The organism is Stenotrophomonas sp. Steno-Z2, from assembly GCF_056393235.1.
Window position 1 is genome coordinate 116,670 of the sequence record NZ_JBWJOY010000001.1, and the last position, 21,593, is coordinate 138,262.

16 protein-coding genes are annotated in these 21,593 nt (G+C 67.4%); 7 read left to right on the plus strand and 9 right to left on the minus strand.

What is annotated here, in order from left to right:
- Positions 1 to 25 precede the first annotated feature (25 nt).
- Positions 26 to 1,393, plus strand: a complete 1,368-nt coding sequence (locus AC06FP_RS00515; protein WP_456116846.1) for a sigma-54-dependent transcriptional regulator — start codon at positions 26 to 28, stop codon at positions 1,391 to 1,393.
- A 207-nt stretch (positions 1,394 to 1,600) separates the two neighbouring features.
- On the opposite strand, the gene AC06FP_RS00520 is transcribed toward AC06FP_RS00515, so the two are convergent.
- The 3 genes from AC06FP_RS00520 to pilB form a co-directional block, all read right to left on the minus strand.
- Positions 1,601 to 3,532 carry a sensor histidine kinase gene (locus AC06FP_RS00520; RefSeq protein WP_478074093.1) on the minus strand — a complete coding sequence of 644 codons (1,932 nt, stop codon included), beginning with the start codon at positions 3,530 to 3,532 and terminating at the stop codon, positions 1,601 to 1,603.
- Between the two features lies 1 nt (position 3,533).
- On the minus strand, positions 3,534 to 5,759 hold the full coding sequence (locus tag AC06FP_RS00525; protein WP_478074094.1) for a two-component system response regulator: 2,226 nt from the start codon (positions 5,757 to 5,759) through the stop codon (positions 3,534 to 3,536).
- Positions 5,760 to 6,030: 271 nt separating this feature from the next.
- The gene (gene pilB, locus AC06FP_RS00530) at positions 6,031 to 7,761 is read right to left on the minus strand and encodes a type IV-A pilus assembly ATPase PilB (protein ID WP_456116849.1); all 1,731 of its coding nucleotides are present in this window, start codon (positions 7,759 to 7,761) and stop codon (positions 6,031 to 6,033) included.
- A 153-nt stretch (positions 7,762 to 7,914) separates the two neighbouring features.
- On the opposite strand from pilB, the gene AC06FP_RS00535 reads away from it, so the two are divergent.
- Positions 7,915 to 8,616, plus strand: coding sequence for a hypothetical protein (locus tag AC06FP_RS00535; protein ID WP_478074095.1), 702 nt, complete (start codon positions 7,915 to 7,917; stop codon positions 8,614 to 8,616).
- 15 nt (positions 8,617 to 8,631) lie between these two features.
- Here the strand turns inward: AC06FP_RS00535 and galE are convergent, their stop codons facing one another.
- Positions 8,632 to 9,606 (minus strand): UDP-glucose 4-epimerase GalE, encoded by a 975-nt coding sequence (gene galE / locus AC06FP_RS00540; RefSeq protein ID WP_478074096.1) that lies wholly within the window; start codon positions 9,604 to 9,606, stop codon positions 8,632 to 8,634.
- A 139-nt stretch (positions 9,607 to 9,745) separates the two neighbouring features.
- Between galE and AC06FP_RS00545 the strand changes: the two genes are divergently transcribed.
- From AC06FP_RS00545 to AC06FP_RS00565, 5 genes are read left to right on the plus strand one after another with little or no spacing between them, the layout of a single operon-like run.
- Positions 9,746 to 10,603, plus strand: a complete 858-nt coding sequence (locus AC06FP_RS00545) for a glycosyltransferase family 2 protein (RefSeq protein WP_478074097.1) — start codon at positions 9,746 to 9,748, stop codon at positions 10,601 to 10,603.
- Positions 10,593 to 11,780: a glycosyltransferase family 4 protein gene (locus AC06FP_RS00550; protein ID WP_478074098.1), complete on the plus strand. Its 1,188-nt coding sequence runs from the start codon at positions 10,593 to 10,595 to the stop codon at positions 11,778 to 11,780. Before AC06FP_RS00545 ends, AC06FP_RS00550 begins: the two co-directional genes overlap by 11 nt.
- The gene (locus AC06FP_RS00555) at positions 11,777 to 12,502 is read left to right on the plus strand and encodes a class I SAM-dependent methyltransferase (protein WP_456116853.1); all 726 of its coding nucleotides are present in this window, start codon (positions 11,777 to 11,779) and stop codon (positions 12,500 to 12,502) included. The genes AC06FP_RS00550 and AC06FP_RS00555 overlap by 4 nt, the downstream gene beginning before the upstream one ends.
- The gene (locus tag AC06FP_RS00560; protein ID WP_478074099.1) at positions 12,499 to 13,536 is read left to right on the plus strand and encodes a glycosyltransferase family 4 protein; all 1,038 of its coding nucleotides are present in this window, start codon (positions 12,499 to 12,501) and stop codon (positions 13,534 to 13,536) included. The genes AC06FP_RS00555 and AC06FP_RS00560 overlap by 4 nt, the downstream gene beginning before the upstream one ends.
- Before the next feature lie 5 nt (positions 13,537 to 13,541).
- Positions 13,542 to 14,417, plus strand: coding sequence for an FkbM family methyltransferase (locus tag AC06FP_RS00565; RefSeq protein ID WP_478074732.1), 876 nt, complete (start codon positions 13,542 to 13,544; stop codon positions 14,415 to 14,417).
- On the opposite strand, the gene AC06FP_RS00570 is transcribed toward AC06FP_RS00565, so the two are convergent.
- The 5 genes from AC06FP_RS00570 to AC06FP_RS00590 all read right to left on the minus strand — a co-directional run bounded on the left by AC06FP_RS00570 (position 14,414) and on the right by AC06FP_RS00590 (position 21,530).
- The gene (locus AC06FP_RS00570) at positions 14,414 to 15,787 is read right to left on the minus strand and encodes a lipopolysaccharide biosynthesis protein (protein WP_478074100.1); all 1,374 of its coding nucleotides are present in this window, start codon (positions 15,785 to 15,787) and stop codon (positions 14,414 to 14,416) included. The genes AC06FP_RS00565 and AC06FP_RS00570 overlap by 4 nt on opposite strands.
- A 2-nt stretch (positions 15,788 to 15,789) precedes the next feature.
- Entirely contained in the window at positions 15,790 to 17,181 is a 1,392-nt protein-coding gene (locus AC06FP_RS00575; RefSeq protein ID WP_478074101.1) for a sulfatase-like hydrolase/transferase, read from the minus strand.
- A 187-nt stretch (positions 17,182 to 17,368) separates the two neighbouring features.
- Positions 17,369 to 17,731 (minus strand): prepilin-type N-terminal cleavage/methylation domain-containing protein, encoded by a 363-nt coding sequence (locus AC06FP_RS00580; protein WP_478074102.1) that lies wholly within the window; start codon positions 17,729 to 17,731, stop codon positions 17,369 to 17,371.
- Positions 17,732 to 17,814: 83 nt separating this feature from the next.
- Positions 17,815 to 19,665 (minus strand): hypothetical protein, encoded by a 1,851-nt coding sequence (locus AC06FP_RS00585; RefSeq protein WP_478074103.1) that lies wholly within the window; start codon positions 19,663 to 19,665, stop codon positions 17,815 to 17,817.
- Positions 19,665 to 21,530, minus strand: coding sequence for a tetratricopeptide repeat protein (locus AC06FP_RS00590; protein ID WP_478074104.1), 1,866 nt, complete (start codon positions 21,528 to 21,530; stop codon positions 19,665 to 19,667). Before AC06FP_RS00590 ends, AC06FP_RS00585 begins: the two co-directional genes overlap by 1 nt.
- Between the last annotated feature and the right edge of the window lie 63 nt (positions 21,531 to 21,593).

The following is a 21,593-nucleotide window of genomic DNA, read 5'->3' on the forward strand; positions in this document are numbered from 1 at the left end:
GCCGGACTCGGCTATCGTTTTCCACATGAACGTGACGCATAGCGCGCTGGTCGTCGACGACGAACGGGACATCCGCGAACTGCTGGTCCTCACCCTGGGCAGGATGGGACTGCGCATCAGCACCGCCGCCAACCTGGCCGAGGCCCGCGAGCTGCTGGCCAGCAACAGCTTCGACCTGTGCCTGACCGACATGCGCCTGCCCGACGGCAACGGCATCGAACTGGTCACCGAGATCGCGCGCGACCACCCGCGCACGCCGGTGGCCATGATCACCGCCTTCGGCAGCATGGACCTGGCGGTGGAGGCGCTGAAGGCCGGCGCCTTCGATTTCGTCAGCAAGCCGGTGGACATCGGCGTGCTGCGCGGCATGGTCAAGCACGCGCTGGAGCTCAACAACAGCGAGCGCGCCACGCCGCCGGCACCGCCGGAGAGCGCCTCGCGCCTGCTCGGCGACTCGCAGGCGATGGCCGACCTGCGCGCCACCATCGCCAAGGTCGCGCGCAGCCAGGCGCCGGTCTACATCGTCGGCGAGTCCGGCGTCGGCAAGGAGCTGGTGGCGCGCACCATCCACGACCAGGGCGCGCGCGCGGCCGGGCCGTTCATTCCGGTCAACTGCGGCGCCATTCCCGGCGAGCTGATGGAAAGCGAGTTCTTCGGCCACAAGAAGGGCAGCTTCACAGGCGCGCATGCCGACAAGCCGGGGCTGTTCCAGGCCGCGCATGGCGGCACCCTGTTCCTGGACGAAGTGGCCGAGCTGCCGCTGCAGATGCAGGTCAAGCTGCTGCGCGCCATCCAGGAAAAATCCGTGCGCCCGGTCGGCTCGGCCACCGAAGTGCCAGTGGACGTGCGCATCCTGTCGGCCACGCACAAGGACCTGGCCGTGCAGGTGCAGGACGGCCGCTTCCGCCACGACCTGTACTACCGCATCAACGTGATCGAGCTGCGCGTGCCACCGCTGCGCGAACGCCGTGGCGACCTGCCGCAGCTGGCCGCGGCCATCCTCAGCCGCCTGGCCCGCTCGCAGCAGCTGCCCACGCCGCTGCTCTCGCCCTCGGCGCTGGACGCCCTGGCCGGCTACGCCTTCCCCGGCAACGTGCGCGAACTGGAAAACGTGCTGGAACGCGCGCTCGCCCTGGCCGACGGCGACAGCATCGGCGCCAGCGACCTGCGCCTGCCGGCGCCGCGCACCGAGGCGTCCATGGCCACCGAAGAAGCGGTCGCGGACATCGAAACCGGCAGTGCCGCCCTTCCCTCCTATATCGAGCAGATGGAGCGCGCGGCCATCCAGAAGGCGCTGGAAGAGAACCGCTGGAACCGGACCCGTACCGCCGCGCAGCTGGGCATCACCTTCCGCGCGCTGCGCTACAAGCTCAAGAAGCTGGGAATGGACTGACGCGCAGCTCCTCCTGGGGAGTGAATGCGACGAGCAGAAGCCCCTCTCCCACCGGGAGAACGAAAGCTCGAAGCCCCTCTCCCACCGGGAGAGGGGTTGGGGTGAGGGTACGGGCGAAGCCCCATGCAGTTGAACGCCGCAGGGCTGCGCCCCGGCCCTCATCCGCCCCTCCGGGGCACCTTCTCCCGCGGGGAGAAGGAAGCGACCCTACGCCTCCTGCGACTCCAAAGTCCCGGGCCGCTCGGGCGCCTCGCACGGGATGTGCAGAATGAAGCAGGTACCCACCGGCGTGTCTCCTGGATCGCCGGCACGGCGGCTGCGCACCTCGATCCGTCCGCCCAGCACCTCGGTCACGATCTGGTGGACGATGTGCAGCCCCAGGCCGGTGCCGCCGCGGTGGCGCGCGGTGGTGTAGAACGGCTCGAAGATGCGTGGCAGGTGCTCCGGCGCGATGCCGGCGCCGTCATCGACGACCTCGATCCGGACCTGCGCTTCCCCGTCGCGATGGGCCGCCAGCCGGATGCGCCCGCCCTGCCCTTCGGGGTAGGCATGCAGCAGCGCATTGTTGAGCAGGTTGGCCACCACCTGCTCCAGCGGCCCCGGGTAGGTCTGCATGGCGATGCCCGGCTCCAGGTCCAGTTCGAGCGCGATGCCATCGGCCAGGCCGCCGCGGCGCAGGCGTGGATCGGCGTCGAGCAGGACGTCGGCCAGGTCGAAGCGGCGGCGCTCCAGCGAGGCGCGGTCCACCGCCACCTGCTTGAAGCGCTGCACCAGCGCCGCGGTGCGCCGCAGCTCGCCGTCGGCCAGCGCGCAGGCACCAGCGGCCTCGGCCAGGAAACTCTCCAGTTCGGACCGGCGCAGGCCGGCCATGATCTGCGCCTGCAGGCGGGCGACACCGCTGCGCAGCGTGCCCAGGGCCAGCTGCGCGCTGGCCAGCGGCGTGTTCATTTCGTGGGCGACGCCGGCCACCATCAGCCCCAGCGAGGACAGTCGCTCTGCCCGCGCCAGTTCCTGCTGCGCGGCCTGCAGGTGCCCGTTCGCCAGCGCCAGCGCCTCGTTGCTGTCGCGCAGCCGCTGCATGTAGGCCAGCTCGCGCGCCAGGCCGCGCGCCTGGCCCAGCACCACCCACGCCACCAGCACCAGGCCCAGCAGCGCCAGCCCGCCGAGCGCGGCCTTCCAGCGCGCGGCCGGCGGACGCGAACGGTGCACCAGCAGCCGCAGCTGCCCCAGCGTCGGATCGGCGTGGGCCAGCAGGTCGCCTTCGGTTCCCCGCCAGGCCGCCTGCAGGGTTGAAAAACTCCAGTCGTGCCAGTCGCCTGACGGACGCCGCTGCATCGCCGCCCACAGCGCCGGGTCGAAGTTCGCCACCGTGCGGTCGGCACGTCCCAGCTGCCAGCCCCAGGCGTCGTCGGGGGCCGGGCCCAGCAGCCAGTAGCCCTGTGGATGGACCAGGTACAGGCTGAAGCCCGACTGCGCCGCGCGCTCGCGCAGGCGCTCCAGCAACACATTGCCATGCAGGTTGACCACCGCCACGCCGGCGCTGCCGTCGGCCAGCACGAACGGCGAGGAGGCGCGCAGGGTCGGCCGCAGCGGCTGCTCGATGCGCCCGTTCTCGACATTGAGGTCAAGCGGCGAAAGATGGATCTGGCCCGGCTGCAGGTGCAGCGCGTTCTCGAAAAACGGCCGGCCGCGCTTGTCCTGCAGCGCGCCTCCGGGAACGCGGTGGACGCTGCCCGCGTCCTGGTCCACGCGCAGGCGCTCGCGCCCGGTCGCATCCATCCAGCGCACCTTGTGGTAGTCGCGCCCGGTCATCAGGAAGCTGGTGTAGGTTTCCAGCAGCTGCGCCTGCGAACCGGTCTCCAGCAGGCGCGGCGTCAGGAAGGCAAGGAAACGGGTGTCGTCGCGCAGGCGCCCCAGCCGGCGCAGCATCGACTGCGCCGCGTTCTCCACCGCATCGTGCGCGGCCTGGCGCTCGGGCAGGCGCACGGCGCGGTCCATTTCGTACCAGAGCACCGGCAAGGCGGTCAGCAGGCCCAGCAGCCAGGGCGCGGCGATCAGCGCCACCCGCCACGGATGCGCACGCAGGGCCGCCCAGGCCTCCTGCCAGCGCAGCCGCGGCGACTGCCAGAGGCGGCGCATCTCAGCCCTGGCCGCGCAGCCGCGCGATGAAGTCCTCCACCGGCTCGGGATGCGCGAACAGGTAGCCCTGCGCGCGGGGGCATTCATGGCGGCGCAGCCATTCGACCTGGGCCGGGGTCTCCACGCCTTCGGCGACGATATCCAGGCCCAGCCGGTGGCCCAGGGCGATGATCATGTCCGCCACGTTGGCGCCGCCGCCCTGCTCGCCGACGCCCGCGGTGAACTGCCGGTCCAGCTTGAGCCGCGTCACCGGCAGCGAATGCACGTAGCGCAGCGACGAATAGCCGGTCCCGAAATCGTCCACGGCGATGCCGAACCCCAGCCGCCGCAGTCGTGCCAGCAACTCGCGGCCGTCCTGGTAGTCGCTCATCACCGCGCCCTCGGTGATCTCGATTTCCATGCGCCGCGGCGCGATGCCGTGGCGCGCCACCGTGGCGGCCAGTTCCTCGATGAATTCGCGCCGCCGCAGCTGCAGCGGCGACACGTTGACCGACACCGGGATGTCCGGGAAACCCGCCTGCTCCATCGCCCGCAGCGCGTCGCAGACCAGTTCGATCACGCGCCCGCCCAGTGGCACGATCAGGCCGCTGGCCTCGGCGACCGGGATGAAGCTGGCCGGCGACATCGGCTGCCCGTCCTCGGTCCAGCGCGCCAGCGCCTCGGCGCCGACGATGGCGCCGCTGTCCAGGTCCACCTGCGCCTGCAGCACGATGCCGATGCGGTCCTCGCGCAGCGCGCGGTACAGCGCGCGCGACTCCAGGAAGCGGCGCAGGTTTTCCTGCTCGCTCTGGACCTGGTACTCGGCCACGCCGTGGCCGCCGCTGGCGCGGATCCGGTTCACCAGCAGCAGGCCGGCGGCCACCGCGCCACCGGCGCCACCGCGGTACTCGTCCAGGTCCACGCGCGCCGCATCGACCCGCAGGAACGGCAGTTCGCCTTCGTCCTCGCTCTGCTCCAGCGCATCGACCGGGTCGGAGGCCAGCCACCGCGACGGCCCGAGCACGGCGAACGTGCCCTCGTGCAGGCGCGCGATGCCGCAGGGCGGCGGATACATCTGCGCCAGACGCTCGGCCATGCGCTGCAGCAGCAGGTCGCCCTGCTCCGGCCCCAGCGCGAGGCTGCCGTCGCTGTACTGCCCCAGGTCGACCACCAGCAGGCTCTGCCCACAGGGCCGCGGCTGCTCCAGTACCTGCCGCAGGTCGCGGCGCAGCGCATTGCCGTTGGGGATGTCCAGCAGGCTGTCGCGGTAGGCGACGCGGTCCAGCCGCGCCGCCAGGTCGACGTTGACCAGGCCGGCATTGGCGTGGGTGACGAACACCTGCAGCAGTTCGTGCTCCTCGGCGTCGAGCGAGCGCTCGGTGGCAAGGTAGACCGCCATCGGCGGCACCGTGCCGCCGCCGTCGAGGAACAGCACCTGGCTGGAGGGCATGCCGATGCTGGTGCGGCGCGAGAACGCATCCAGCAGCAGGTCGTGGACCATCGGGTCGGCGATGTCCTGCACGCGGCGGCCTTCCAGCGCTTCGAAGCAGCCATCGGCCGCGGTCACCATCGCCTCGTCGGCGGGCAGGTCGAGGGTGCCGTCGTGCACGCAGACCAGGCCGTCGACCGGCACCTCCAGCAGCGCCGCCAGTTCGCGCAGCAACTGGCGCGAGAAACCGTCCGGATCACGCAGCCCGGCCAGGCGGCTGCCGGCCTGCACGATGTGCTGCAGCCCGCGCTTGGCCCGCGCCAGCGCGTGGATCTCGCTCCAGGTGCGCAGCGAACCGGTGACGATGCCCTGCAGGCGTTCGCGGTAGAGGTCGGTCTTGAGCCAGTACTCGCTGATGTCCAGCTGCTGCAGGGTCTTGCGCAGCGGCGCCATGCCCGGCTGGCCGGTGATCAGCACGATGCGCACTTCGGAATTGCCCAGCTGCTCGCGCACCGCGCGCACCAGCTGCAGACCGGCGTCGTCGGTTTCCATCACCACGTCCAGCAGGATCGCGGAGATGCCGGGGTTGGCCGCCATCACCTCGCGCGCCTCGCGGGACGAGGACGCCGTCAGCAGCCGCAGCGGGCTCTCGTTGAAACGGAAATCCGACAGCGCCATGCGCAGCGACTGCTGGAAGCCGGGGTCGTCATCGACGCTCAGGACGGTGAAGGGCGTGCTGTCCGGCGGCTGGCCGCTGTCGGCCAGTTCCTGGCGGAACTCGAACATCCTGTCGTCGCCCGACCATGCGCTACCGCTCATGCCCCTTCCCCCCAGACCCGGCTGTGCTGGACCGACACGTGCCACGCCAGCCTAGCGCAATCATGCCCGGCGGTCGAACGGCCCCATGCCCGCTCCATGGCGATCTATCGGCACGCTCCCGGCCGCGCTTGAGCGCGGCGACGGCGATGTCCCGGGACATGCCGGTGCGGGGAATCCGGAAGCGGATCAGGCCCGCCCGGAGGGGATGGGAAACGCCCAGGTCGCCCCGTCCATGCGCCGCAGGGATCGGCCGCGGCGACGGCGGGTGCGGTCAGTCCTTGGTGACGCGGTTGATCTCGGTCAGGCTGGTGATGCCCTGCGCGGCCTTGAGCAGGGCCGACTGGCGCAGGTCGTTGACCCCGATCCGCTGCGCGGCCTCGGCGATGTCCAGCGCGTTGCCGCCTTGCAGCACGATGGTGGCGATCTCGTCGGTCATCGGCATCACCTGGTAGATGCCGGTGCGGCCCTTGTAGCCTTCGGTGCACTCCTCGCAGCCGACCGGCTCGTGCAGCTGGATGCCCTGGTCGATCTGCGCCTGGGTGAAGCCTTCGGCCAGCAGCGCGTTGTCCGGCAGGTGCGCGGGTTTCTTGCAGCTGGGGCACAGCCGCCGCGCCAGGCGCTGGGCGATGACCAGGGTCACCGAGGAGGTGATGTTGTACGGGGCGATGCCCATGTTCATCAGGCGCGCGATGGTCTGCGGCGCATCGTTGGTATGCAGGGTGGACAGCACCATGTGGCCGGTCTGCGCCGCCTTGATGGCGATCTCCGCCGTCTCCAGGTCGCGGATCTCGCCGACCATGATCACGTCCGGGTCCTGGCGCAGGAACGAGCGCAGCGCCGCGGCGAAGGTCATGCCGCGCTTGTTGTTCTGCTGCACCTGGTTCACGCCGGGCAGGCGGATTTCCACCGGGTCCTCGGCGGTGGAGATGTTGCGGGTCTCGTCGTTGAGGATGCCCAGCGCGGTATACAGCGACACCGTCTTGCCCGAACCGGTGGGGCCGGTCACCAGCACCATGCCGTAGGGCTTGTGGATGGCATCCAGGAACAGCTGCTGCTGCACCGGCTCGTAACCCAGCTTGTCGATGCCCAGCTTGGCCGCGCTGCCGTCGAGGATGCGCAGCACGATCTTCTCGCCGAACAGCGTCGGCAGCGTGCTCACGCGGAAGTCGATCTGCTTGGTCTTGGACAGGTTGAGCTTGATGCGGCCGTCCTGCGGCACCCGCTTCTCGGCGATGTCCAGCTGCGACATCACCTTCAGGCGCGCGGCGATGCGCTCGCGCAGCTTCACCGGCGCCCTGGCCACGGTCTTGAGCAGGCCGTCGATGCGGAAACGCACCCGGTAGTCGTCCTCGTAGGGCTCGAAATGGATGTCCGAGGCGCCGCGGCGGATCGCATCCACCAGCACCTTGTTGACGAACTTCACCACCGGCGTGTCGTCGCCCTTGGCATCGATGCCGGCATCGCCGCCACCGCCCATGTCCTCGTCGCCGGCGGCGACGTCCAGGTCGCCCATGCCCTCGTCGTCGTCGCCCAGGCCGCCGCCCAGGCTCTCGTTGCTCGCCAGCCACAGGTCCAGCGTGCGCCGGATCTGGTCCTCGTCCACCAGGATCGGCTCGACCACCAGGTTGGTGTGGAACTTGATCTCGTCCAGCGGCTGGGTCGGGTTGCTGGTGCCGATGAACAGCTTGCCGCCGCGCCTGAACAGCGGCAGCACGTTGTGCTTGCGCAGCAGCTCCTCGCTGACCAGCTTCATCGCGTTGTGGTTGGCGTCGAACACCGAGGCGTCCAGCAGCGGCATGCCGAACTCGACGGCGTTGGCCGCCGCCAGCTGCGCGGCGTTGACCAGTTTCTTCTCGGCCAGCCACTGCGCCAGCGGCACCTTGGCCGTCGCCGCCTGCGCCATCGCGTTGCGCGCCGCGGCCTCCTCCAGCGCACCGTCCTGCACCAGGCGCCGGGCGATCCCGGTGATGCCCACGAGATTGGCGGCAACGGCTGTATTCATGGTGTTCCCCGGCACGGACGACAGTCCGGCGATTGTACCCGCGCCTTCTGCGCACGCCAGCGGCGCGCCGGCGCGTGGGATGCCCCGTTCGAACGGCTCGACGCCGGCCGGGGCAGCCCGCATGCTGTACGCCTCCGCCCGCGCCCCGAGCCGATGAACCGCTGGAAAGCCACCGCCCTGCATGCCCTGGCCAGCCTGCTGCTGGTCGCCGCCATCGCCGCCTTCGTGCTGCCGCTGTGGCACCCCTGGGGCCTGTACCGCATCTCCGGCGCGCTGCCACTGCTGGGCCTGGTACTGGGCGCGCAACTGGCCGCCGGGCCGTTGCTGACCCTCATCGTGTTCAAGCCCGGAAAGAAGCGCCTGCGCCTGGACCTGGCCGTTGTCGGCCTGCTGCAGCTGGCCTTCCTCGGTTTCGGCCTGCACCTGCTGTGGCAGACCCGGCCGGTGTTCCTGGTCGCCAGCGACATGCGCCTGGCCGTCGTCCTGGCCAACGAAGTGGAGGCGGCCGACCTGGCACGGGCCAGCCGCCCCGAATGGACGCGCCTGCCGCGGGGCCGTCCGCTGCTGGTCGGCCTGCGCCCCGGCACCTCGCGTACCGACCCTGCCTCCGTGCTTGCCGCCTTCCTCGACACCGGCATGGACCGGGAGCTGAAGCCGGCGTGGTACGTGCCCTACGCCGCGATCGCGCCGCGGCTGGCGGTCAACGCCACGCCCAGCACCATCGACGGCCAGCCTGCCGCCAATCCGGCGCACGCCGCCTTCCGCAGCCTGCCGATCGTGGCGCGGCACGGCGCCGGGCGCCTGGTGCTCGACGCCGGCAGCCTGCAGCCGGTGCGGGTCGTCACCTACCGGTGACCGCGGCGCGGCGGCTCACCAGGGCTGCGCGCGATGCCAGCGCCAGGCGCTTTCGATGATGGCGTCCAGCCCGGTCCAGGCCGGCGACCAGCCCAGTTCGGCCTTCGCCCGCCGGCTTGAGGCCACCAGCACCGCCGTATCGCCGGCACGGCGCGGCGCCATCTCCCAGGGCACGGTGCGGCCGGTCACGGCCGACGCGGCGGCGATGACCTCGCGCACGGAAAAGCCCTTGCCGTTGCCGAGATTGAACGCGTGGGCTCCCGGATGGGAATCCAGATAATCCAGCGCCAGCAGGTGCGCCTGCGCCAGATCGTCGACGTGCACGTAGTCGCGGATGCAGGTGCCGTCGGGCGTGGGGTAATCGCCACCGAAGACCTTCAGCGCGGGCCGGTCGCCCAGTACCGAGCGCAGCACATTGGGAATCAGGTGGGTCTCGCAGGCGTGCGACTCGCCGATGCGCGCATCGGCCGTCGCCCCCGCCGCGTTGAAATAGCGCAGCGCCACCGAATCCAGCCCGTAGGCCGCCGCCGCATCGGCCAGGATGCGCTCGACCATCAGCTTGCTGGCGCCGTATGGATTGATCGGCAGCGTGGGGTGATCCTCGTCGACCAGGCCGCCGGCCGGCTGGCCGAACACCGACGCGCTCGAGGAAAACACCAGCCGCCGCACCTCGTGCCGCCGCATCGCTTCGAGCAGGTTGAGCGTGCCCACGACATTGCTGGCGTAGTAGTCGTACGGCTGGACCATCGACTCGGCAACCAGCGAACGCGCGCAGAAATGGAACACCGCATCGAACCGCTGCCCGGCGAACGCCGCCTCCAGCGACGGCCGGTCCAGCACGTCAGCCTCGACCAGCCGCCCCCACTGCACCGCCTGCGCATGCCCGGTGGACAGATCGTCCAGCACCACCACCTCGTGGCCGTGCGCGGCCAGCAGGCGCGCCATGTGGCTGCCGATATAACCGGCGCCGCCGCAGACAAGAGCTTTCACCGGGTACTCCATTGGATAACAGCGGCAACAGGCGCAATTCTATTCGCGGAGCCCGCCGCAAAGGAATGAGAACCCGCCCCATCCCATGGCCGCGGGTTCCCGCTACCATGTCCGCCGGGGAGAACGACGGGTAGAGAACGTGCAGCGACTGAGCATCATATTGCCGGCCAAGAACGAGGCCGAGGGGCTGCGGCGCACCCTGCCGGCACTGCGGCAGGCCTGGCCACAGGCGGAGATCATCGTCGTCGACGACGGTTCCACCGACGATACGGCCGCCATCGCGGCCAGCCACGGCGCCCAGGTGGCCAGCAACCCGTATTCGATGGGCAACGGCGCGGCGATCAAGCGCGGCGCCCGCACCGCCACCGGCGAGATCCTGGTCTTGATGGACGCGGACGGCCAGCACGGCGCGCAGCACGTCGGCGCCCTGCTGGCCAAGCTGGAAGAAGGCTACGACATGGTGGTGGGCGCACGCGACGCCAGCGGCCAGGCCAGTCTGCACCGCGGCCTTGCCAACGGCTTCTACAACCGCCTGGCCAGCCACATGACCGGCCACCGCATCGACGACCTGACCTCCGGCTTCCGCGCCGTGCGCGCCGAGCGCTTCCGCGAGTTCCTGCACCTGCTGCCCAACGGCTTCAGCTACCCCACCACCAGCACCATGGCCTTCTTCCGCAGCGCCTACCCGGTGGCCTATGTCCCGATCCCGGTCGCCCGGCGCGTGGGCACCAACAGCCACATCCGGCCGATCAAGGACGGCATCCGCTTCCTGCTGATCATCTTCAAGATCGCCACGCTGTACTCGCCGCTGAAGCTGTTCGCGCCGATCGCCGCCGCCTTTTTTCTCACCGGGCTGGGGTATTACGGCTATACCTTCGTCACCGAGCACCGGCTCACCAACATGAGCACGCTGCTGTTCAGCGCGGCGGTCATCATCTTCCTGATCGGGCTGATTTCCGAGCAGATCACCAATCTGACCTACCGGCGTGAATCCTGAGCCCCGGCGCCCTCGCATCCTCCTCGTCACCCGCAACCTGCCTCCACTGGTTGGCGGTATGGAACGTCTGAACTGGCACATGGCCGACGAGCTGTCGCGCCATGCCGAAGTGCATGTGATCGGCCCCACTGGCTCGTCAGCTGTTCGTCCTCCGCAGGCAAGCATCACCGAAGTACCGCTACGGCCACTCTGGCGTTTCCTGTCCGCCTCGGCCCTGCAGGCTGTACGCATCGCGTCGGGCCATAGACCCGACCTCGTGCTGGCCGGCAGCGGGCTGACTGCGCCCGCAGCGCTGATCGCCGCCCGCATTGCAAAAGCACGGGCCTGTGTCTACCTGCACGGGCTGGATGCAGCCGTGCACCACCCCGTTTACCGTGCGCTCTGGCACCCAGCCATCCGCCGCATGGATACCGTCATTGCCAACAGCTCACCTACCGCTGCGCTTGCCCGCGATCTCGGCGTCAGGGAAGCCAGGATACGCATTGCACATCCAGGCGTGCGGATGCCGGATACTTCGCGGCCCGACCACGAGCGTGGAGCCTTCCGTGCACGGCATGGCCTGGGTAACGGGCGCATTCTGCTCTCCGTTGGCCGATTGACCACCCGCAAGGGCCTGCGCGAGTTCGTGCAGCATGCACTTCCAGCCATCGTACGTGCGGCTCCCGATGTCTTGCTCGCCATCGTCGGCGATGCTCCTTCCGACTCGTTGCACGCAAGCGTCCAGACCCGGCAGAGCATCCAGTGCATCGCCGACGAACTGGGCATCAGCCAGCACCTGCGCTTTCTTGGTGTCATTACCGATCCGACAGAACTGGCTTGCGCCTATGAAAGCGCGGCCCTGCACGTGTTCCCCGTGCGCAGCATTCCTGGTGATCCCGAGGGCTTCGGCATGGTCGCGATAGAGGCCGCAGCCCATGGCGTGCCGACCGTGGCCTTTGCCACAGGGGGGATCGTGGATGCGATCGTGGACGGACGATCTGGGAAGCTGGTACCGGCCGGAGACTACGCCGCCCTGCGGGATGCCATCCTGCTGGTGCTGGGGGACGGACCGGAGGCATGGCGACCCGGCTGTCGCTCATTCGCCCGCGGTTTCGCCTGGCCGGCCTTCGGTGAGAACCTGGCGAGGGAACTGGGCCTGAACATCAAGCCATCGGCATCCGGACAAGTACCTCGATGAATCGGAAAGCCCATGCCGTCATCGACCTGCCGTCCCGGCAGCTCAAGGCGAAGAAGATCGAGCGCCTTCTGGGACTGAGCCCGGGCGACGCGCCGTTGGAGGTACTGGAGATCGGCTGCGGCTCTGGCGGCATATCGCACTACTTCGCCACCCACAAGGAGCTGTCCTGCCGCGTCACCGCCGTGGACGTGAACGACAGCCGCCAGGTGCATGAGGGCTACACCTATCTGCACGTAGAGGGCGTGGACCTGCCCTTCGCGGCGGAACGATTCGATGTCGTGATCAGCAACCATGTCATCGAACATGTAGGCGACACCGCCGCCCAGCTGCAGCACCTGGAAGAGATCCATCGCGTGCTCAAGCAGGATGGAGTTGCCTACCTGGCCGTCCCGAATCGCTGGATGGTGACTGAGCCGCACTACCGACTGAAGTTTCTGAGCTGGCTGCCGCGCCGGTGGCGCAGCCCCTACCTCAGGCTGCGAGGCAGAGGCAGTTTCTACGACTGCGAACCACCCCAGTTGCATGAACTGGAGAACATGATGGATCAGACAGGCATGCGCTACCGGAATCTATGCATCGAGGGCTGGCGGGAAACCTTCGACATAGAACGCCCGCATCATTGGGCCACCCGCCTGCTCCGACGTACTCCCGATGCGGTGCTGCGTCCGCTCGTTCCCCTTGTGCCCACACTAATCTATCGTCTGGAACGCAGCAGCGCATGAGCGACGCGCCCGCCATCTGGTTTCCGGCGGTGCGCACGGACACCGGCACCGACGTGTTCACCGAGCGGCTGGCCGCGAAACTGGGAGCGCACGGCCTGCGTACCGCAATTACCTGGCTGCCATTGCGCGCGGAGTACGCGCCCTGGACAGTACACGTACCAACGCCACCGGAATGGGCGACGATCTGCCATATCAACACCTGGCTGCATCCGCGATTCATTCCTCCACGGCTGCCCGTCGTCGCAACGCTGCATCATTCCGTTCACGACCCGGCATTGCACCCATACAAGGGTTGGTTGCGTGCGGCATACCACCGCCGTTGGATTGCCCCCATCGAACGCCGGGGACTGCAGCGGGCTGACCTGGTGATTGCAATCAGCCGATTCGTCGCGGAAATGGCACGCAGAACCCTGCGTGACGTCCCCATGGACGTGATCCACAATGGCATCGATACCGTGCAGTTCAGGCCCGGCAGCCGCAAGCGCATGCCAGGCGAGGCGTTTCGCCTGCTGTACGTGGGCAGCTGGATGGCGCGCAAAGGCGTGGATCTTCTGCCGCTGATCATGCGCGAACTCGGGGAAGGCTTCGAGCTGCATTACACCGGCGGCCCGGCATCGAGAAGGGACAAGCCCGGAATGCCCGCCAACATGCACGACATTGGGCGGTTGTCGAGCGACGGCGTGATTGCCGCCATGCAGAATACGGATGCGTTTCTGTTTCCATCACGCAGTGAAGGCTTCGGGCTGGCAGCAGCCGAAGCAATGGCCTGCGGCCTGCCCGTGATCGCCACGAGCGGCTCGTCGCTGCCCGAAGTCGTGGAAGACGGCGTATCAGGGCTGCTGTGCCCGCAGGATGACGTTGCCGCATTCGTGCGCGCCATCCGGCACTTGGCGACCGACACCACGGCATGGAGGGAAATGTCGTCCAATGCCGTCGCGCGCGTACACGCGATGTTCTCGGAGGATTCCGCACTCACGGCCTATTTGCAGGTCTATCGCAACGTTCTTGACATGTCCCGCGGAGAAACGCCTTGACCGGAATGCGATTCAGCTATACGGAGCCGCTTGCAACCTTCTGGGCGCGGCATCTGCTCAGTCGACTACGGAAGCGCCCCGCCCAGGAGCTGAGGCTGTGCGCCTTCCCTGACGATCTTATCGGCCGCGAAATCGCCGTGGCCGGGACATACGAAGCAGCCGGCCTCGCCGCCATGCAATGGCTGTGCGACACAGGTGTGGTGCAATCCCCTGCGGCTTCGGTGTTCCTCGACATCGGCGCGAACGTAGGCATCTATACCCTTACGCTGGCACCCCGCTTCGCGCAGACGCTTGCGTTCGAGCCGCACCCGGTGGTCAACCGTGTTCTGGAACTGAATGCCGACATCAACGGTCCGCTGGACGTTTCCATCGTCCGCTGCGGGCTGTCCGATGCCGAGTGCATCGCCGAATTGAGCGAGGGCGTACCGGGCAACCTGGGAGCATCGAGCCTGGAACGCGCCACGGCCGCGGCTCGAAAATACGCCATCCATCTGCGGCGCGGCGATGATGTAGTTCGCGAAATGACGAAGAGTACGGTGGCCTTGGTCAAGATCGACGTCGAGGGGCACGAACCGAAAGTGATCGCGGGAATGTCGCAGGTGTTATGCCGGGATCAGCCGGTTGTCGCTTTCGAGGCCAACGACGACATGCACAACCAGGAGATCGCCGACCTGCTGGCCGGCCTGGGTTACGTGCGTTTCCTCGCGCTGGATTGGAGCCCTTCGATTCCATGGCCATGGTTGCGCGTGATCGTACTTACGCTGGCCGGCGCAAAAACCGCGCTCAAACCTGTTGATGACATCAGGCGCACGAAGTACTCGCTGGTGTTTGCCCTGCCACCGGACGCGGCGGCACGCTGGGAGCAGGCAACGCAGCCTTAGACCGCCATGCGCCGTGACTTCCGCGCACCGACCACCAGCAGCATGCCGACGACGGCCATCATGCCTTCCGAAACAGCCAACGCCAGTGGCATGCCGATTGTCCCCAGCCGGGCAATCAGGACGACGGACGCAATGCCCAGCACGACCAGTCCGGAGAGCTCGTAGCAAACCCGCATCCACGGCTTGCCGAGCGCCATCAGCACGATCCCGCACGCAATGCGCAACCCCATGCCCGGCACCGCCAGGCACAGCCAATGGACCATGCGTGGGATGTCGTGGTATTTCGCGCCGAACAACCAACCCAACGCCGGCGCACAGAACCAGAGCACTGCGGCAAGCGCCATGCTGTAGATCAGCGTCGCCGCAAAAATCCAGCGCAGCAGTCGATCCGTCCGCCGGGATTGCTCCTTGCCTTCGCGGAACAGTCGCGGCAGAGCGGACAACATCATCGCCCCGACAGGCAGAATCACCGCGCTGACCACGCGCTGGCCGGCCGCGTACACGCCGCTGTCGGCCAGCGGCAGCAGTCGCATTGCCAGTGTCTTGTCCAGTTCCGCCGGACCGGCGGTGGTGACATTGAGCGCGGCATAACCTGCCGCCTCGCGCCATTCGCCCTTGGCGGGCCAGCGCCATGAACCCGGCGACAGCCAGGGCTGCCCCGTCAACAGGGAACCAACCACCAGCGCCGCGACCAGGACGGCAAGGTAAGCATACGCGTAGACCGCCAGCGGGTTCGATGGCGCAAGCACTACCACGCACACGGACACCACCAGGCGCAGTGCCAGTGGCAACATGGCAAGCAACTGCGAACGCGCCGCGCGACCAAGCGCCAGCAATTCGGATACGGGAAGATTGAACAACGGCTGCAACAGGATTTCGGCAGCCCCTATCGCCAGCAGCACCCACCAGGACATTCCGGCTCCGCGCAAGCCGGCGTGGCAGAGCAGCAGAAACAACAGCAGCAACAACGTCCCGCACATGAGCGTTACCGGCACGGCACGGGCCAGTCCGTAGTCCCGGCGCGCTGGATCACGCGCCATTTCTCCAAGCAACACCAGATGCATGCCGAAGGTGGACAGCGTACCCAAGGTCACGGCCAACGCCGAGATACCCGCGAATGCCCCGTAGCCCTGCGCCCCCAGCATGCGCGCCAGCAACAGCAGCGTGCCGGCCTGCACAAGAAGACGCAGCCCGAATACGGCGCTGGTGCGGATGGTGGCTCTGGTGATGGGGCCTATATGCACAGCGGATCGACTCGACTTCGCCAGGTATTGATTGCTTTCTGGATGGTAATGCGAAGACCGCCTTCCACGGCGCAGCTTGCGCTGGTGATGTACATGGCCGGCGCCCGCTTCCCATGCAAAGGCCACATTTATTTCACCCGCAAGTGGACATAAGGCACCCTTCCATCGACGAAATTGCGCTTGAACTCATCCTGGTCGAGGATCGGCGGAGAGTGGTCGCCCACGATGAACACTTCTGTGCCGCGCATTTCCGGCTGCGCGAGGAACTGCGCGAGTTGCTGGAAGAACTGCGCGTGCAACTTGCCCAGGCGGCAGGTATCGCCAGGTTCCGGCAGCTGGTACTCCGCGCAGTTGAAGGCATCCATCCACAGGTCGCGCTCATCGTAGGGCGCATGCGTGTTCAGCGTCATCCAGTAGACGAACTGGCGGTTTTTCCCCGCAAATGCCCCAGGCAGGGTCGACGCCATGATCTCCCGGTCGCATGCCCCGGGAAAGGAATGACAGTGCGTCGTCCAGGGGGCGGTATCCTGGAAAAGGATCTTGTCGAAACCCGCACGCGGATACCAGAATTTCCGCGCATGCATGCCTCCGTCGGCGGCGTGGATCGCAAGGGTCGTGTACCCCCGTGCCTTGAGTTGCCAGGGCAGGCAGTTCTCGAAGCCTTCGGTGACCGATTCCAGATTGAGATAGCGTGCGCCCAGACCGCACAGATAACGCAGCTCTGCCTCTACGGTGGCGTGATCACCAGACGCTTCTCCTGTTTTCAGCCACTGGAACTGATCCCGCTCCGCAAGCAACGGCTGGAGCATGGCTTCCCGAATGTGCGAATCCCTCATCTGCCCCCAGGATTCAACGACGATCAGCAGGAAATTCCTGCTGTCGTCATCGCCTTTGCCGGCCCATGACGAAACTTCATCCCTGAATCCGATGGGATACAGCGGATTCAAGCTTTCGAAGAGGCTGTCGAGCACCAACGTGGCGCGCGTATTTGCGTAGTAGGCCAACTGGCTGCCAAACACGCTGCTCTTGTCCCGTTCGAATTCCGAGCTGTGCGGGTCCATCTGGGACTGTACCGCATAGCCGAGCACCGCAAGGCCGAGCAGCAGCAACGCGGCAAGCCGATCGATCACGCGCGCGAAATACCAGGACGCGCCGACCATGAGCATCAACACCAGGAACGTGCCGACCGCCACGAACTGCCAGCCTGGAGGCGCGTAGGGCAGCAGGGAGACAAGGTAAAGGATGTCTGCCGGATGCAGTACCGGATACACCAGCCCCTGGACCGACAACCCATCGGCAAGCAGGGACAAGGTCAGCAGCACCGCAGCAGACCGCTTCCAACCATAGGCAAACAGCGCCGCCGAAACCAGATAGTCGAGCACGATGTACGGGCGATCAACCTTCAGAAAATGGGCGACGACCCAGAACGGAAGGTTCGGCAACACCCCATAGAGCAACGCACAGCAGGCGGCGCGCAGCTCAGGCAATTGCCAGCGGACATTACGAGGGCGCCACGTCATTGCCCTGCGTCATCCCGGCCCATCCGGCTCCCTGGAACGACAATCCGGCGGCCAGCACCCGGCCTCTTCATTCTCGCGGGGAGCAAGGCCTGCCACACTCTGCGCCCTTCGCGCGTGGCCGTGTCGAATCGTGTGGAAAGAGGCCCTGCCATGCAGCTTCGCGTCGGATTCCGGTACTTGTGCCCGCTCAAGGATCCAGCGCGCAGGCGGCGGTTCCCGCATGGCACGTCGTTCCCTGCAGGAGGCTGCTGTTGCCCCGCGTCTGCGGGGTGAACTGTACCGCAGTGTTCGCGGTCCAATCGCTGGGCTGCAACGGGCCGGCGGGTCCGCTTGCGCAGGCTTTCGCCACGAACACCGTGCTGTTGCGCTCGTCTGCCATGTCGGCCGAAGCGGTATGCATGAAAGCATTGGCCTCGGCCAGGCAGGCCGCATTGGCCGAGCGCTGGGTATAGTTGCGGTACTGGGGCAACGCGATGGCGGCCAGGATGGCGATGATCGCGACCACGATCATCAGTTCGATCAAAGTGAAACCTGCATTGCGCTGGTGCATGATTGCTCCCCTGTGCTTTTCCGCATAAAACATTAGCAAGAAGCGGGCCAAGCCCCTTTCCTGACCCGCCAGAACCATCGGGATCATTCCCGCCGAACAGCGCGCTTGGCCGTGTTGGCCTGCCTGACGGCATCAGCCCAGTCGGCCCTGCCCTCATGCTCCAGCTCGTCGGCCAAGCCGACGATGCGCGCTTCCCCTGCAGGCAGATCGCTGGCGGCGCGGACGAACCACGGCAGTGCGCGCTCCCGTTGCGCCGGCAGTGACTGGACAAAGCGGCCGATGCGCAGGGACTCCTCGGGTGAAAACGCGGCGCGGCGGCCGATGATTTCGATCACCCGCATGGCCTGGGCTTCGTCCAACCCGATTCCGGCCCGAAGGTTGCTGACCATCGTCCACAGGATGTTGCGGGTGGGCGGCGACATCGGTGCCGATTCCAGGCGTTGCGCCAAACGGCTCCAGTCGCGCGGGGTAGCCACCCCCTGGATGCTCCTGTAGGTGACGATATTGGAGAACGCCGACGGCGAGCCAGTCCGGGCTGCGCCGTCCTCCACGGCCTCGATTGCCAGTGCAAGATAGGGGCTGTCCTTGCCGGCTCGCCTGCCAGCCAGGTCGAAATAGGTACCGCCCAGTTCAAGCCATGCCCGTGGCGAAGCCGGGGCGATCCGCACGTGGTACCGGGCAAGCCTGACAGGGTCGCCCCACGCATGCACGCGCAGGCCGCAGGCCACGCACAGACCTGCCAGCAACGCGCCGGCGATGGCGGCGCACCAACGGGGCGGAACACGCCAACGCTGCGCGGCAGCGGCCAACAGGTCGCACAGCGCCACGATCGCGCCAATCAAGGCGAAATGATTGCGATGCTCGAAGGCCAGCTCCAGCGGAATGACATTGCTGGTGACGAAGTGACCGGCAAGGAACAGCAGCACACCGAAGGCAAACACCGGCCGACGCCTGCGCCATGCCCAGGCCCACACGATCAAGGTCAACACCAGCAGCAACGCCGGCAACGTGGTCGCCGGCTGCAGCAACCCACGCGAAATCACCAGCGTGTCGTAGTGGAACGGCATCCGGCCGGGCAGCGGCAACACGATCTGCCCCAGATACATCGCCAATACCTGCCCTTGGGTCAACAGACGTTCCACACTGCTGAAGTCACGGCCCGGATACGCCTGCCAGTGCCAGTAATGCGGCACAGCCCAGAACAGATAGAGCGCCACGCCCGCGAGCGCGGCCAGCAGGTAACTCCGCCGCAGCGACCGCTCACGCCAGGGCTGGGCCGCGCGGAACTGCAACACGGTCACCTCCAGCAACAGGCAGTAAGCCGGCAGCATCGCGGCATCCTCCTTGCCCGCCAGCGCCAGCAGCCAGAACACCGTCGCCAGAAGCCCTTGCGGCCAGCCGCGCCGGTCGGCCATCTGCGCCTGCCGCAGGCCCAGGTACGCCCACAGCGCCAGCACCAGGAACAAGGTGGACAGCGTCTGCATGCGCTGCACCACATACAACACCGCGGAGACCTGCAACGGGTGGACCGCCCAGGCAAACGCCATCAGCAGCGCGCCAACCACCGCGTGCCGGGGCATCCAACCGGCCAACACCAGCAGTCGGCGCAGCATCAGCGCCAGGCAGCAGGTCGTCAGCGCATGGATCACCAGATTGGTGGCCTTGAACGCAGGCGCGTCCACGCTGCCGCTACGCCAGTAGTCCAAGGCGAAACTGGCCATCGCCAGCGGCCTGGCCCCATGGAAACTCGCTGCCGCATCCAGCAGCGACGACCTGCTCAGCGAGTCCACACGGATCAACGAGTTCTGCACGATCGCGTGCACGTCATCCAGCATGAAGCCGCCCCCCAACCCGGGCAGGAACAGCGCAGCCGCCAGCCCTCCCGTCAGCAGGGCAAGCAGCAGGAAGCGTCCAGGCATCAGGGTCTTGGGCATCAGGGCGAGGGCTGCATGGGAGTGACCGACGGGTTCGCTGGGCGACCGGCCTGCTCGATCTCCCGCGCCAGATCAGGCCTGCCCTGGTCGCGCAGCTCGCGGGCCAGCTCATCCGCAAACGGATCGCCCGGTGCCAGCCTGATCGCCCTCAGGTAATAAGGCAGCGCCAGTTCAGGCTCGGACCACGCCTTCACCAGACTGTCGCCGATATACGCCAGCTGCGATGGCCCCAGGGTAGTCCGCCGATCCAGCGTGGCCAATGCCTGCAGTACCTGCGGCCTGTCCAGCGGCACGCCAAGACTGGCGTAATGGGTGAGGATCAGCGGCGCCCTGGCGTTATCCCAGCTCATGCGCGCGGTCTTCAACCGGGCCTGCAGGCGCGCCCAGTCCTGTGCGGACACGTCACCACGGACGGTCTTCAGAACCGTCAGCAGGACCAGGCTGTTCAATGAGCCGGGCGCAGCATCGACACCGGAGGCGCAGGCACCGATCGCATCGTCCAGATGCGGATTGGGCCGCACCTGCACACCCCCGCCAGCGTTGAAATACGCATCGCACAACTCGATCCACGCACGGGCCGACCCGGGGGCAGCCTGCGTGCTGGCATGCGCCAGCGATACGTTGCTGCGCCAATCGTGGGCGCGTATCGCAGTGGCGCTGCCCAGCGCCGCAAGCAGTACCGTGCACACGCCCGCCTGCACCAGCGGGCGCGGTGACAGGCGCTGGCCCGCTTCCACCAGCAGGCTGCCCACCGCCAGCACCACGCCAATCAGGGCGAAGTGATTGCGATGCTCGAAAGCCAATTCCAACCCCACGACGTTGCTGGCGATGAAGTGCGCGCCAAAGAACAGGAGCACGCCCAGCGCGAACAATGGCTGCCGCGAGCGCAGGCGCAAGGCCAATGCCAGCAGGCCCAGCACCACGGCCAGTGCAGGCAAGGTGGTCCACGGGTGCAGCAACCCTCGCGAGGGTTGCACCCAATCGTAGAAGAACGGCATGTGCCGGGGCAGCGGCAGCAGGATCTCCCACAGGTACATGCACAGCACCCGGGGCTGGGTCAGCAGGCGTTCCCAGGTCGAAAAATCACGCCCGGAATAGGCTTCCCAATGCCAGTAATGGGGAATCACCCAGAACATATAGGCCGCCACGCCAGCCAGCACGGCTACCCGATAGCCACGACGCAGGGTCCGGGCCACGCCCGCATCGGCGGCGGCGAAGCGCAGCACGGTCAGCTCCAGCGCGAGCGTATAGGCCGGCAACAGCACCGAATCTTCCTTGCAGCCCAGGGCCAACCCCCACAGCAAGGCGCAAACCAGCAAGCCAGGCCGTCCCGACAGACCCTGCATTTGCGCCCCTCGCGCCTGCAGGTAGGCCAGCAGCGCCAGCACCAGAAACAGGGTACCCATCGTCTGCATGCGCTGTACCACGTACAGCACCGCTGAAACCTGCAAGGGATGCAGTGCCCAGGCCAGCGCCAGGAGGCACGCCGTGGTGCATGCCCTCCTGCCGTTCATGCCGGCGGCCCGCAGCAGCGCCCTGAACATCCAAGCCAGCGCGCAGGCGGTGAGCGCATGGATGACGATATTGGTGGCGCGGAAACTGGCCGGGTCCGCCCCGGCCCGCCAGTAATCCAGGGCAAAACTCAGCGCCGGCAGGCCACGCATGGCGCCGGACACCTGGGTTGTGGCCAGCACGTCCAGCAACGAGCGCGCATCCAGCCGGGTCAGGTGGATGCTGCCGTTGTTGACGATGTTGGGAATGTCGTCGAACACGAACATCCCGGGTAACCCGAAGCAGTACGGCAGGCTTGCGATCAGGGCAACGACCAGGCTGGCGAGCGCGAACGGGCGATGGGTGGCGGGCATGCGAGATCCAGCAGGCAGCGGCGTGGGCCGCGCGGGCCCCCAAAAAACGAAAAGCGCCTCGCG